We start from the raw sequence: 13,020 nt of genomic DNA on the forward strand, positions 1-13,020 counted from the left end.
GACAGCACAGCCGCCAGCTACCCTGCCCCAGGTTCGCGCTTCGCGGCAAGACGCGAAAGAATTGTGCTCTTTGATGCTCACGGAAGGACGCGCGATGGTGAGGGGACGCTTGGCTCGGCTGGTGCTGCTTGCCCTGCCGACGCTGCTCGTGCTCGTGTGCGTCGGCGGCACGACCGCGATCGCGATGTCGGTGCAGCGGGACGGAATCCGCGCCGCAACGGCCGAGCGCGTCACCGAGGTCTCGTCCGAGCTCGCGGGCCTCGATCAGGTGCGCGATGCGCTCGAGGACCTCGACTCCCTCGAGCGGGCCATCGCCGAGCTTCAGCCGCTCGCGAGCCTCGTCGAACGGGCCGCGGGAGTCGACTACGTCGTGGTCATCGCCCCCGACGAGCGGCGCGTGACGCACCCGACCCCGACCGAGCGGGGGCGCCCCGTGTCGACCGACGCGACCGGCGTGCTCGCGGGCGAGACCGTCGTGAACACGATGGACGGCACCATCGGCCGCACCCTGCGGGCGAAGGTGCCCGTGATCGGAACCGACGGATCCGTGGTCGGCGCCGTCTCCACCGGCATACTCGAGCGGCGCATGACGCAGGACGTCGAGCAGGCGCTCTGGCGGCTGCTGCCGTGGGACATCGGCGCACTCGTGCTGGGCATGGCGGCGAGCACGGCGCTGACGACCGCGATGCACCGCCGGATCCGGCTGCACGACGAGGCGGCGCGCGAGCTCGAACACGCCGAGGCGACGGCCGCGGCGCTGCGCGAGCAATCCCACGAGTTCGACACGCGCCTGCACGTCGTCCGCGGACTCGTGGCGAACGACGACCGCGCCGAGGCGCTCGACTACATCGACGCCTCCTCCCGCGTGACGACGCTCGCCGATCCCGCCCTGCGCGGCGCGCCGCCGCTCCTGCGCGCGACGCTCGAGGCGCTCACCGCCGAACTCGCCGCGCTCGGCACGCGCCTCGAGCTCGACGTCGAGCTCACGCACGACGCCGACGACCAGCTCGTGCTGGTGCTCGCGAACCTCTGCCGCAACGCCGGCGAGGCGGGCGCGCACACGGTGCGCTGCGAGCTGCGCGAGCGCGATGGGCGTTTCTTCGGCGTCATCTCCGATGACGGGCCCGGCATCCCCGCCGCGCACGCCGCGCAGATCTTCGCCCGCGGCTTCTCCACGAAACCGGATCCGAGCGGCGCCGGCCGCGGCGTGGGGCTCGACCTCGTGCGCCGCACGCTCGCCGAACGCGGCGGTTCCATCGAGGTCTCGTCGGCCGGCGGCGCCCGCTTCGCCTTCGACATGGAGGTGTCCCGGTGACGTCCTCCCCCATCCGCGTTCTCATCGTCGACGACGACGCGCACGCGCGCGATCTCCACGCCCGCTTCATCGCGGAGCTCCCCGGCTTCGTCGTCGCCGCGCGGGCCGGATCCGGGACCGCAGCGATCGACCTCGGCCGGCGCGGCGACATCGACCTGATCCTGCTCGATCTGCGACTGCCGGACGTCAGCGGCATCGAGGTCATGCACCGCATCCGGACGCTCGCCGACCACTCCCCCGACATCATCGTCATCAGCTCCTCGCGCGACCAGATCACGGTGCGCCAGGCGCTCGCGGGGCGTGTTGCCGGATACCTCGTGAAGCCCTTCAGCCAGGAGGTCTTCGCCGAGCGGCTCGCCTCCTACCGCGCCGGCCGCGCGGCGCCGGATCCGCTCGAACGCGATCTCGAGCTGGCGCAGGGCGAAATCGACAGCCTTCTGCAGACCGGGCGGATCCCGATCGCGGCCGCGATCCCGGCCCAGATCGACCAGCTCCCGAAGGGCATCTCCCCGGTCACCCTCGAGCGGGTGCGCGAGGCGCTGGATCCGGTCGCGCCGAGCTCCGCGGCGGACGTCGCCGCGCGCTGCGCGATCTCCCGCGCGAGCGCCCGGCGCTACCTCGACCACCTCGTCGCCCGGGGCGAGATCTCCCTCTCGCACCGCTACGGCGGCCGCGGGCGGCCCGAGGTGCTCTACCGGCTCGCGCCATCGCCCTGAACGCGACGAACCCCCTGCAGGAGCTGCAGGGGGTTCGTCGTCAGAACGCGAATTACGCCGCGAGGCCGTTCACGTCGAGCGGGATGCCCGGACCGAAGGTCGTCGAGACGGCGCCCTTCTGGATGTAGCGACCCTTCGCCGACGACGGCTTGAGGCGGACGACCTCGTCGAGGGCGGCCTGGATGTTCTCGTTCAGCTTCTCAGCGTCGAACGAGGCCTTGCCCACGATGAAGTGCAGGTTCGCGTGCTTGTCGACGCGGAACTCGATCTTGCCGCCCTTGATCTCCTCGACCGCCTTCGCGGGGTTGGGGGTCACGGTGCCGGTCTTCGGGTTCGGCATGAGGCCACGGGGACCAAGAACCTTACCGAGGCGACCGACCTGGCCCATGAGCTCCGGAACGGCAACGGCCGCGTCGAAGTCGGTCCAGCCGTCGGCGACCTTCTGGATGAGCTCGGCGCCGCCGACCTCGTCCGCGCCCGCGGCGATGGCGGCCTCGGCGGCCTCACCGTTCGCGAACACGATGACCTTGGCGGTCTTACCGGTGCCGTGCGGGAGCATGACGGTGCCGCGCACCATCTGGTCGGCCTTGCGCGGGTCGACGGCGAGCTTCAGCGCGACCTCGACGGTCGAGTCGAACTTCTTCGAACCGGTCTCCTTGGCGAGCGCGACGGCCTCGGCGGGAGTGTAGAACTTGCCCTCAGCAACCTTGGCGGCGGCTGCGGCGTAAACCTTGGACTTAGCCATTTTCGTTTCCCCTTAGCCCTCGACCGTGATGCCCATGGAACGGGCGGTGCCGGCGATGATCTTCGACGCAGCGTCGATGTCGTTCGCGTTCAGGTCGGGCGCCTTCTGCTTGGCGATCTCCTCGACCTGAGCCTTCGTGAGCTTGCCGACCTTGACGGTGTGGGGCGTGCCCGAACCGCTCTTGACGCCAGCAGCCTTCTTGATGAGCTCCGCCGCCGGCGGGGTCTTCAGGACGAAGGTGAAGCTGCGGTCCTCGTAGACGGTAATCTCCACGGGGATGACGTTGCCGCGCTGCGACTCGGTCGCCGCGTTGTACGCCTTGCAGAACTCCATGATGTTGACGCCGTGCTGACCGAGCGCGGGGCCGATGGGCGGGGCGGGGTTGGCCGCACCAGCCTGGATCTGAAGCTTGATCAGACCCGAGACCTTCTTCTTAGGTGCCATTGGGTTTCCTTTCGTCGAACACGCGCCGAATGCGCATGCTCTCCCACGCCCTGGCGGGGCGTGGTGTCTGCGAGCGCGCCGAGACGACGCGCAAACCATGCAAGTCTACCGGATCCGATTCCGTGCCTTCCTCAGGATCCGCCGAAAACGACGATGCCCCGCCGAGGCGGGGCATCGTGCGAAGAACGTCAGTTCATCTTGGTGACCTGGTCGAACGCGAGCTCGACCGGGGTCTCGCGCTCGAAGAGCGACACCAGAACGGTGAGCTTGCCGCTCGCGGCGTTGATCTCGCTGATCGAACCGGGAAGGCCAGCGAACGAGCCGTCCTTGATGGTGATCGTCTCGCCGATCTCGTAGTCGACCTCCGCGGCGATCGTGCGCTGCGCGTTGATCTCCTTCGCCTTCGCGTCGCCCGCGGCAGCCTTCTCGGCCTCGCGGATCTCGGCGAGCGGCTTCAGCATGTTGAAGGCCTCTTCGAAACGCAGCGGGGCGGGGTTGTGGGCGTTGCCCACGAAGCCCGTCACGCCCGGCGTGTGGCGAACGACCGACCAGGAGTCCTCGTTCAGCTCCATGCGCACGAGCACGTAGCCCGGCACGCGCACGCGGGTGACCATCTTGCGCTGGCCGTTCTTGATCTCGACGACATCTTCCATCGGCACCTCGACCTGGTAGATGTCTTCCTCGACCTCGAGCGTCGACTTGCGCTGCTCGATGTTGGCCTTCACCTTGCGCTCGAAACCGGCGTAGGTGTGGATGACGTACCACTTGCCCTCGAGGCTGCGCAGCTCGGCGCGGAACTCCGCGTACGGGTCCTCATCCTCTTCCGGCTCGTCGGCCGCCTCATCCGCGGCATCCACGAGCTCGCCGTTCTCTTCGGCGTCCTCGGCGAGGACCTCGGCCGCAGCCTCGGCCTCGGTGGTCTCGTCGATCTCGAGTGCGTCGTTCACGATTGCGTCTGCCTCCGGGTCTTCGATGTCGAATTCTTCGTTGTCGGCAAGGCCGGCACCGTCGTCGACATGCATTGCCCGATGCTCTGCGGCTTCGCTCGCACGTTCGTCCTCTTCGAGGACGCGGCCCGTCTGGGCCTCGTCGTCCTCGCTGGACTGCTCCGCCGCGGGAGCCCAATCAGCGTCGTCGAGATGCTTCTCAGACACGACTACACCCTCTTTCGGTTTACTTCGGAACGCCGAAAACGACGTCGACAATCCAGGAGAAGGCCGTGTCGAATCCGAACACCAAGGCGATCATCACGATGACGAAGCCGAGCACGATGCTCGTGAACTTCACGAGCTCCTTGCGCGTCGGCGTGACGACCTTACGGAGCTCCGCGATGACCTCGCGGAAGAAGATCACGATGCGACGGAAGAAGTTGACCTTCTTACCGGAACTCGCGCCTCCTGCGGCGGCGACTGCGCCGCCCGCTGCGTCCTGAGCCATTCGTCACCTTTCGTGGATCAGCCATGTGCTGAGACGAGCAGGGCGGACAGGAATCGAACCTGCAACCTGCGGTTTTGGAGACCGCTGCTCTGCCAATTGAGCTACCGCCCTAGAGTCATCAGACCCTAGTGTTCTCGCCGCACCCCGAAGGATGCAGTGAAGAACCGCTCTAGCGATCATACGGCATGCGTCCTGTGGGCGCGAACCGGCGCGGGTTCTCGCGCGTGGCGGATCCGCTTCTCACGCGCGCGGATCCGCGCGGGGAAGTACGCTGAGCGTGTGACTGAACGCGCATCCCTCTCGAAGAAGATCACCGCCATCGCCGAATCGGCGACCCTCAAGGTCGATGCGAAGGCCAAGGCCCTGAAGGCCGAGGGGCGCCCCGTCATCTCGTATGCCGCGGGCGAGCCCGACTTCGCGACGCCGTCGAACGTCGTCGAGGCCGCGCAGGCCGCGCTCGCGGATCCGGCGAACTACCGCTACTCCCCCGCCGCGGGCCTTCCGGCGCTGAAGCAGGCCATCGTCGACAAGACGAAGCGCGACTCCGGCCTCGCGGTGGAGCCGAGCCAGGTCGTCGTCACCAACGGCGGCAAGCAGGCCGTGTACCAGGCGTTCCAGGTGCTACTGAACCCGGGCGACGAGGTTCTCCTGCCCGCTCCGTACTGGACGACCTACCCCGAGGCGATCCAGCTCGCCGACGGCACCCCCGTCGAGGTGTTCGCGGGTGCCGAGCAGGAGTACAAGGTCACCGTCGAGCAGCTCGAGGCCGCCCGCACGGAGCACACGAAGGCCCTCGTGTTCGTCTCGCCGTCGAACCCCACCGGATCCGTGTACACCCGCGAGGAGACCGCCGCAATCGCGCGCTGGGCCCTCGAGCACGGGATCTGGATCGTCTCGGACGAGATCTACCAGAACCTCACCTACGACGGCGTCCGCGCCGTGTCGATCGTCGAGGCCGTGCCCGAGGTAGCCGAGCAGACGATCCTGCTGAACGGCGTCGCGAAGACCTACGCCATGACGGGGTGGCGCGTGGGCTGGATGGTCGGCCCCGCCGACGCCATGAAGGCCGCCGCGAACCTGCAGTCGCACCTGACGAGCAACGTCAACAACGTCGCGCAGCGGGGCGCGATCGAGGCCCTCGCCGGCCAGCAGGACACCGCCGAGGAGTTCCGGCAGGCGTTCGACCGCCGCCGCAAGCTCATGGTCGACGAGCTGTCGAAGATCGAGGGCGTGACGGTGCCGACGCCGCAGGGTGCGTTCTACGTGTACCCCGACGTACAGGGTCTGCTCGGCCGCGAGTGGGGCGGACGCCGCATCGAGACGAGCCTCGAGCTGGCCGACTACATCCTCGACGCCGCCGAGGTGGCGGTCGTTCCCGGCGAGGCCTTCGGCCCCAGCGGATACCTGCGCCTGAGCTACGCGCTCGGCGAGGACCAGCTCCTCGAGGGCGTCCGGCGCCTCCAGCGCCTGTTCGCGTAATTCATCCCTTTCGCCACACCTCATCAAGTCTCCGACGAATCATCACGCAGCAGCGGATGATTCGTCGGAGACGTGATGCTTTGGCGGGGAATGGATGAGTTAGAGCTCGACGCCGACGAAGACCGGCTCCGGGTTGAGGGTGATCCCGTACTCGCCGGAGACGCGCATGCGCACGTAGCGGGCGAGCTCCGCGATCTCGTCCGAGCTCGCGCCGCCGCGGTTCGTGATCGCGAGGGTGTGCTTCGTCGAGAGCGCGGCGCGGGATCCGGGAAGGGAGAAACCCTTCGGCAGCCCCGAGTTCTCGATCAGCCACGCGGCGCTCACCTTCACGCGCGAGGCGGGGGCTTCGACGCGCGGCACCTGGCCGTCCCACGTGGCGAGGTCGAACACCTGCACCGTCTCGGCGACCTCCTCGACGGGCCAGCGCGGGCACGACTCGGGTAGGAGCCGCGCGTCGGCCTCGGCGATGATCGGGTTGTTGAAGAAGCTGCCGGCGCTGCGCGTATCGGCGTCCGTCGGATCCAGGACCATGCCCTTCGACGCCCGGATCGCGAGCACCCGTTCGCGGATCTGCGCAAGCGTGACGGCGTCATCGCTCGCGAGCGACAGCGCCGCGCGGATCCGCTCGTCGGCAACGGGGGCCGGATCCGTGCCGACGACGCGCAGGTCGAGCGTGATCCCCGCGATCACCGCCACGCGGGCGGGCTCCTCGCCGTAGTGGCGCTTCAGCTCGGAGGTGCGCGGGCCGAGGCCCAGCTCGCTCGCGGGCACCGTCACGATCTCGGAGGATCCCTCATCGATCAGGTCGACCGAGACGAGCGTCTGCACGATCTCCTGCCCGTAGGCGCCGACGTTCTGGATCGGCGCCGCACCGGCCGTGCCGGGAATGCCGCTCATCGCCTCGACGCCCTGCAGGCCCTGGGCGACCGTCCACGCGACGAACTCGTCCCAGTTCTGACCGGCCTCGATCGACACGCGCTGGAAGCCCTCGGGCGCGCCGTCGATGCGCGCGAAACCGCTCGTCAGGATCCGGATCACGGTGCCCGCGAACGGTTCGTCGGAGGCGAGCAGATTGGATCCGCCGCCGAGCACGAACCAGTCGCCGTCCCACGCGTCGTTCAGCGCCGAGACGAGCTGCTCGCGCGTGTACGCGTCGACGATGAGCTCGGGCTCGCCGCCGACGCCGATCGTGGTGAGATCGGCCAGCCTCACGCGGCCACCACGAAGGCCTGTGCCTTGCCGAAGACCTTGTCGCCGCCGGCCGTGACGGTCAGGTCCACGCGGGCGGATCCGTCGTCCTTCACGAGGCCCACGGTCGCGACGTAGGTGACGTCCGCGCCCTCGTCGGGGGCGACGACGACGGGCTTCGTGAACCGCACGGCGTACGACTGCAGGCGCGCGGCGTCGCCGAGCGCGTCGACGAGGATCGAGGATCCGATACCCATCGTCAGCATGCCGTGCGCGAGCACGCCGTCGAGGCCCACGCGCTCGGCGACGTCGTCGCGGTAGTGGATCGGGTTGAAATCGCCCGATGCCCCCGCGTAGCGCACGAGGTGCTCGCGGGTGAGATGCACGGTCTTCTCGGCGAGAATCTGGCCCTTGTCGAACGTCATCACGCGTCCTCCGATCCGATGAGAAGCGTCGAGGTGGCGGTCACGACGTGCTCGCCCGCGGCGTCGGTGATGACGGTCTCGCTCGTGAGCATCGCGCCCGTTCCCATGGCGCGCACGCGCGTGACGCTGAGCCGGCCCGTGAGCTCATCGCCGGCGACGATGGGGCGGGTGTAGGTGAACTGCTGGTCGGTGTGCAGCGCGCGCTCGAGCACGATTCCGGTCGTGGCATCGTTTAGGAGCATCTGCAGCGTCTGATCCGCGATCACCATCGCGAAGGTCGGCGGTGCGACGACGTCGGCGTAGCCCTGCGCGCGGGCGGCCTCCACGTCGGTGTGCTGGGGCGCGGTCGCGAAGACGGCGCGGGCGAACTCGCGCACTTTCTCTCGTCCGACCAGGTACACGGGCGTCGGCGGGAATGTCCGCTCGACGAGATCGGGGTTCACAGTCACCCCCCGAGTCTACTTCCGGCCGGCTCGCACGGCCTTGATGGCCATCTGCACGCCGATGACGAAGAGGAATGCGGCGAAGAAGACGTTCGCCGTGAACGGATCCAGCAGCGCCGCGACGATCACGCCGAGCGGGGTCGTGATGAGGGTCGCGAGCCCGACGGCGCCGGCCGCGACGAGGTCGATGTTCTTGTTGCGGGCGTTGCGGATCGCGCCGGAGATGGTCGTCGGGATCATCATCAGCAGCGAGGTGCCCTTCGCGACGAGGTCGCTGGATCCGAAGAGGAACATCATCGCGGGAACGACGATCACTCCCCCGCCGACGCCGATCAGGCCCGAGAGGATGCCGGTGGCGACGCCGAGGGCGACGAGCGCGATGCCCGTGCCGACGTGCAGGTCGACCGTCGCGCCGCGCTCGGGGACGACGAGGAACATCATCACGACCATGCAGGCGATGAAGACGACGAAGATCCAGCGCACGATGTTCTCGCGGATCACGTGCAGCAGGTGCGCCCCGATCTGCGCGCCCACGATGCCGCCGGCGGCGAGCAGGAGTCCGGCAATCCAGTCGACCTGATCGTGCAGCGCATAGCTGATGACGCCGACCGCCGCGGTCACGATGATCGAGGCGCCCGAGGTGCCGGAGGCGAGCTTCTGCGAGAACAGGGCGATCCCGACGAGCAGCGGCACGATGACGGTGCCCCCGCCGACGCCGAACAGGCCCGACATGAAGCCGGACACGAGCCCGATCCCAACGAAGGTGAGCAGTGCCTTGGGGCCTCGGGATCGGATCGCGTTCATCGGATCCACTCTATGCCCGGCCCCGCACCCCCGGTAAATCCCCCTCCTCCCCTGCCGCCCCCCTGTACACAACGACGCAAGTTTTGGCTTCTGCCGGGACCGAAACCGGTTCATACGGCAACTCAGCCAAAAATCTGCGTCGTTATGTACGGGGGTGGGGCTCCGGGCCAAGCGGACCCGGTGCCGGCCCGGGTCAGCCGGCGGCGAGGGTGACGTCGCCCGCGGAGACGTCGATGTCGATCATGCGGGGGGCGCGGCTCGACTCGTCGAGGTTCGAGGTGACGTCGCCGAAGGCGCTCTCGGTCCGCACGTCGTAGGGCACGTCCGGCAGCTGCAGTTCGACGGATCCGGCTGACAGCTCGATCGTGATCGCGTCGGGCGCCTCCCCGCCGCGCAGGTCGCCCCAGAGGCGCCCGGCGGACACCTCGAAGGAGGCGGTGCGGAGGTCCGCGAGCTCGATCACGCTGTCACCGGCCGACATGTCGGCGTCGAGCGAGGTCGCGGATCCCTCGATCTCGAAGCTGCCCGCGCTGAGGCTGTACGAGACCTCGCCGAAGGCGCCCGCGGCGTCGAAGGATCCGGCCGAGACGTCCACGTCGAGGGCGACGCCCTCGAGCGACTCCGGCAGGGTGAGCACGGCGTTCTGCTCGGCGTTCCACGAGAAGCCGAACCACCGGCGCGGGGAGTCGACGACGAGGGAGTCGCCGTCGCGCCGCATCGTCCAGGCACCCGTGTTCGAGTCACCCTCGAGCACGGCCTCGTCCACATCGTCGAAGACGACGCGGAACTCACCCGAGTCCGATTCGATCTCGATCTCGCGCACGCCGTCGGCGCTCGCGCTCAGCAGCTGGTGACCGCCCTTGCCGCCGGATACCGCCGAGGACACGGCGCCGGCCGCGGCGAGCGCCGCCGCGCCGACGACCACAACACCGCCGACCACGCCGAGCGTGATCGCCAGGGCACGGGATCCGGTGCGCGCCTCGGGCGTCTGCGTCGGGGGCGTCGGGGGTGTCGGATCCGCGGGCGGGACGGGAGGAGGGGTGGGGATCTGGTTCGTCATCGGACTGGTCCGTTCTGTGAAGGCCCGACCGGGCCCGGCTGCGTGGTGGCGTCGATGTGGGCGAGGACGGCGAGTACCCGGCGGTTGCCGGTGTCGTCTTGCTCGAGCCCGAGCTTGCCGAAGATCGACGTGATGTGTTTTTCGACGGCGCCCTCGCTGATGAACAGCAGTCGGGCGATGGCGCCGTTGGACTTGCCCTCCGCGATGAGCGCGAGCACGGATCGCTCGCGATCGGTGAGGCGCGAGATCTGCTCGTCGCGGGAGCGGCGGGTGAGGAGCTGGGCGACGACCTCCGGATCCAGAACGGTCGCGCCAGAGTGGATCCGGTCGATCGACTCGAGGAACTCGGCGACGTCGGTCACACGGTCCTTGAGCAGGTACCCGATCGCCCCGCCCGGCTGGGCGATGAGCTCGGCGGCGTAGCGCTCCTCGACGTACTGCGAGAAGACGAGCACGGCGAGGGCGGGATCCTGCTTGCGCAGCGCGAGCGCCGCGCGGATGCCCTCGTCGGTGAAGCTCGGCGGCAGGCGCACGTCGACGATGGCGAGGTCGGGATCCTGTTCGGCCGCGGCGTCGAGCGCCCGGGAGGCGTCGGGAAGCGCGGCGGTGATCTCGTGCCCGGCGTCTTCGAGCAGCCGCACTAGCCCTTCGCGCAGGAGGACGGAGTCTTCGACGATCAGGATGCGCATGGCACGTTCACCTCCAGCGAGGTCGGTCCGCCCGCGGGGCTGTCGAGGCGGCAGGTGCCGCCGAGCGCGGTGATGCGGTTCTGGATTCCGTCGAGGCCGCCGCCGGGGAGCACGCGGGCTCCGCCGACACCGTTGTCCTCGACGCGGGCCCACAGTGTGCCGCTCTCGGGCCGGGTGCGCACCGTGACGCGCGCCTCGGTCGCCCGCGAGTGCTTGGCGGCGTTCGTGAGCGACTCGGCGATCGCGAAGTACACGGCGGCCTCGGCGTCGCGGCCGACGCGGCCCGGCATGCGCACGTCGAGCGCGACGGGGATGTGCGAGCGGCTCGCGACGGCGGACAGCGCCGCGTCGAGCCCGCGGTCGTCGAGGACGGAAGCGTGGATCCCTCGAGCGAGCTGGCGCAGCTCGGTGATCGCCGCCTTCGTGGACGTGTGCGCCTCGGCGAGGAGTTCCTTCGCCTTCTCGGGTTCGGCGTCGATCTTCTGCTGGGCGAGGCCCAGCGTCATGCCGACCGAGACGAGGCGGGGTTGGACGCCGTCGTGCAGGTCGCGCTCGATGCGGGTGCGCTCGACGTCGCTCGCGCGGATGGCGTCCTGTCGCTGGGCGGAGGCGTCGCGCGCCGCCGCGGCGAGCTGGGCCTCGCGGATCGGGGCGATGAGCACCCGGGAGAGGGCACCGTGCAACAGGGCGAGCCCGAAGAGCAGGGCGAGGGCGAGCAGCACCGCGGCAACGCCGAAGACCGGCGCGAGCGGGCCGCCAACGGGGAAGCCGAGGATGTACACCGTCCCGCCGGACGCGTAGAGCGGGGCGAACGCCGCGGCGATGCCCGTTCCGATCGCCGCGACGGCGGCGAACGCCACCCAGCCGAGGACGGTCACGATCGCGAAGTGCGCGACCGCGCGCCACATGCCGGCGTCGATGAACTGGAGCCAGACGGTGTGCAGGAAGCCGACGAAACCGGGCTTCGGCGAGCGCCGCGGCTTCAGCATCGGCATGCCGAAACCGTAAAGGCCCTCGACGCGGGCGGTCTCGGTGAACGCGGTCGCGAAGAGGAGGTAAACGAAACCGATCAGCAGCAGCGCGCCGATGCCCAGCACGGGCACGAGGCCGACGCCGACGCCGAGCAGCGTGATGAGCACCGTGAAGACGGCGATGCCGACGAAACCGACGACGACCATGTGCGCGGCCGCGCCGAGGAGCCTCAGCGTGGCATTGACCCGGGGTGCGGGCGTGGATATCGAACTCATGCCCCTAACGCTACGGAACGGCCGCGGTCCGCACAGCGGGGCGGGCCGCCGGATCCGGGTGGGGTTATCCCCCGGGCTTCGCCCGATACAGCGCGCGGTCCGCGCGCACGAGGGCCGCCTCGAGAGGTTCCTGCGGCGCGCGTTCGGCGAGACCGACGGACCAGCTGCCGGCCGAACGCCGCCGTAGCTCGGCGAGGGCGCGTTCGGCGTCATCGACCGAGCCGTGACGGAACACGACGACGAACTCGTCGCCGCCGATACGCGACACGATCGCGGTGCGGCCGAGCGCGGTGCGCCAGGCCGCAGCGGCGTCGACCAGCACCTGGTCGCCGCACGCGTGCCCCTGAGTATCGTTCACGCCCTTGAAGTCGTCGAAGTCGATCGCCGCGACCGCCAGGGACCGCCGGTGTCGGTCTGCCTTCGCCACCAGCGGCACGACCGCTTCGGCAAGGCCCCGGCGGTTCAGCACGCCCGTGAGAACGACGATCCAGCCTAGGGGAGCCGGCTATGGGCCGACAAAGGCCGGAGGCGCGGGCCCGATCGCGATGCGGATACGCGCGGAGGCCTTACGCGGTCGACCGTCTCAGTCCTCGGGCCCCTGCCCGGCATCGAAGTTCTGCTCGTACCGCTCCTGCGCCTCCGCGAGCACGCCCGCGTCGAGCACGAAGAGCGGCTCGACGTCCGCGAGGAGCGGCTCGCAGTCCGGCCCGCGGCCCGCGAGCCGGCCGCGAAGGATCCAGGCGATCCGCTCCGGGTTCTCCTCCGCCAGGTGCCGATACTGGCACAGCTGCCGGGCCAGCCAGTCCTCCAAGGGGCGCGTCCACCAGTTCTCCGCGTCGAGGGGGTTCACGGACAGGCCGGGAAGCGTCAGACCGCTCTCGGCGTCGACGCTCTGCTGATGGGCGTCGCTCTGCGGCCCCTCGGAGTAGCGCACGTGCAGGCCGGGCGTCGCCCTGACGAGCTCGGCGAGTTCCGAGAGGTGCGTCACGCGGCTCACGCGGTCCATGGATCCATCCTTCCCTCCGCCG

General features: G+C 69.6%; 16 protein-coding genes and 1 tRNA gene. 3 read left to right on the forward strand and 14 right to left on the reverse strand.

Features of this window, described 5'->3' with window-relative positions:
- The first annotated feature begins 94 nt into the window (after window positions 1-94).
- A complete protein-coding gene (locus tag IEX05_RS12380; RefSeq protein WP_229661298.1) occupies window positions 95-1,315 on the forward strand; it encodes a sensor histidine kinase in 1,221 nt (406 codons plus the stop codon).
- On the forward strand, window positions 1,312-2,031 hold the full coding sequence (locus IEX05_RS12385; RefSeq protein ID WP_188702313.1) for a response regulator: 720 nt from the start codon (window positions 1,312-1,314) through the stop codon (window positions 2,029-2,031). Before IEX05_RS12380 ends, IEX05_RS12385 begins: the two co-directional genes overlap by 4 nt.
- Before the next feature lie 52 nt (window positions 2,032-2,083).
- Here the strand turns inward: IEX05_RS12385 and rplA are convergent, their stop codons facing one another.
- The 5 genes from rplA to IEX05_RS12410 form a co-directional block, all read right to left on the reverse strand.
- Complete coding sequence (gene rplA, locus IEX05_RS12390) at window positions 2,084-2,776, reverse strand: 50S ribosomal protein L1 (RefSeq protein WP_188702314.1); 693 nt, start codon at window positions 2,774-2,776, stop codon at window positions 2,084-2,086.
- Between the two features lie 12 nt (window positions 2,777-2,788).
- A complete protein-coding gene (gene rplK, locus IEX05_RS12395; protein ID WP_114118738.1) occupies window positions 2,789-3,220 on the reverse strand; it encodes a 50S ribosomal protein L11 in 432 nt (143 codons plus the stop codon).
- Window positions 3,221-3,408: 188 nt separating this feature from the next.
- On the reverse strand, window positions 3,409-4,374 hold the full coding sequence (nusG, locus tag IEX05_RS12400; protein ID WP_188702315.1) for a transcription termination/antitermination protein NusG: 966 nt from the start codon (window positions 4,372-4,374) through the stop codon (window positions 3,409-3,411).
- Between the two features lie 19 nt (window positions 4,375-4,393).
- Window positions 4,394-4,657, reverse strand: a complete 264-nt coding sequence (secE, locus tag IEX05_RS12405; RefSeq protein ID WP_188702316.1) for a preprotein translocase subunit SecE — start codon at window positions 4,655-4,657, stop codon at window positions 4,394-4,396.
- Window positions 4,658-4,695: 38 nt separating this feature from the next.
- A tRNA-Trp gene (locus IEX05_RS12410) sits at window positions 4,696-4,768 on the reverse strand.
- A 168-nt stretch (window positions 4,769-4,936) separates the two neighbouring features.
- On the opposite strand from IEX05_RS12410, the gene IEX05_RS12415 reads away from it, so the two are divergent.
- Window positions 4,937-6,136: a pyridoxal phosphate-dependent aminotransferase gene (locus tag IEX05_RS12415; RefSeq protein WP_188702317.1), complete on the forward strand. Its 1,200-nt coding sequence runs from the start codon at window positions 4,937-4,939 to the stop codon at window positions 6,134-6,136.
- 99 nt (window positions 6,137-6,235) lie between these two features.
- Here IEX05_RS12415 and IEX05_RS12420 read toward each other — a convergent pair whose 3' ends face one another.
- The 9 genes from IEX05_RS12420 to IEX05_RS12460 form a co-directional block, all read right to left on the reverse strand.
- On the reverse strand, window positions 6,236-7,348 hold the full coding sequence (locus IEX05_RS12420; protein WP_188702318.1) for a UDP-N-acetylmuramate dehydrogenase: 1,113 nt from the start codon (window positions 7,346-7,348) through the stop codon (window positions 6,236-6,238).
- Entirely contained in the window at window positions 7,345-7,749 is a 405-nt protein-coding gene (locus IEX05_RS12425) for a MaoC/PaaZ C-terminal domain-containing protein (RefSeq protein ID WP_188702320.1), read from the reverse strand. Before IEX05_RS12425 ends, IEX05_RS12420 begins: the two co-directional genes overlap by 4 nt.
- A complete protein-coding gene (locus IEX05_RS12430; protein WP_188702322.1) occupies window positions 7,749-8,198 on the reverse strand; it encodes an FAS1-like dehydratase domain-containing protein in 450 nt (149 codons plus the stop codon). Before IEX05_RS12430 ends, IEX05_RS12425 begins: the two co-directional genes overlap by 1 nt.
- A 9-nt stretch (window positions 8,199-8,207) precedes the next feature.
- A complete protein-coding gene (locus IEX05_RS12435; RefSeq protein ID WP_188702323.1) occupies window positions 8,208-8,996 on the reverse strand; it encodes a sulfite exporter TauE/SafE family protein in 789 nt (262 codons plus the stop codon).
- A 193-nt stretch (window positions 8,997-9,189) separates the two neighbouring features.
- Complete coding sequence (locus IEX05_RS12440; RefSeq protein ID WP_188702325.1) at window positions 9,190-10,056, reverse strand: DUF4097 family beta strand repeat-containing protein; 867 nt, start codon at window positions 10,054-10,056, stop codon at window positions 9,190-9,192.
- Entirely contained in the window at window positions 10,053-10,745 is a 693-nt protein-coding gene (locus IEX05_RS12445) for a response regulator transcription factor (RefSeq protein WP_188702327.1), read from the reverse strand. The genes IEX05_RS12440 and IEX05_RS12445 overlap by 4 nt, the downstream gene beginning before the upstream one ends.
- Entirely contained in the window at window positions 10,733-11,992 is a 1,260-nt protein-coding gene (locus IEX05_RS12450) for a sensor histidine kinase (protein ID WP_188702330.1), read from the reverse strand. Before IEX05_RS12450 ends, IEX05_RS12445 begins: the two co-directional genes overlap by 13 nt.
- 64 nt (window positions 11,993-12,056) lie before the next feature.
- On the reverse strand, window positions 12,057-12,461 hold the full coding sequence (locus IEX05_RS12455; RefSeq protein WP_188702332.1) for a GGDEF domain-containing protein: 405 nt from the start codon (window positions 12,459-12,461) through the stop codon (window positions 12,057-12,059).
- A gap of 114 nt (window positions 12,462-12,575) precedes the next feature.
- On the reverse strand, window positions 12,576-12,998 hold the full coding sequence (locus tag IEX05_RS12460) for a DUF6098 family protein (protein WP_188702334.1): 423 nt from the start codon (window positions 12,996-12,998) through the stop codon (window positions 12,576-12,578).
- Window positions 12,999-13,020 lie beyond the last annotated feature (22 nt).

Origin of the sequence: Microbacterium nanhaiense, assembly GCF_014646015.1 — a bacterium.
Lineage (GTDB): Bacteria > Actinomycetota > Actinomycetes > Actinomycetales > Microbacteriaceae > Microbacterium > Microbacterium nanhaiense.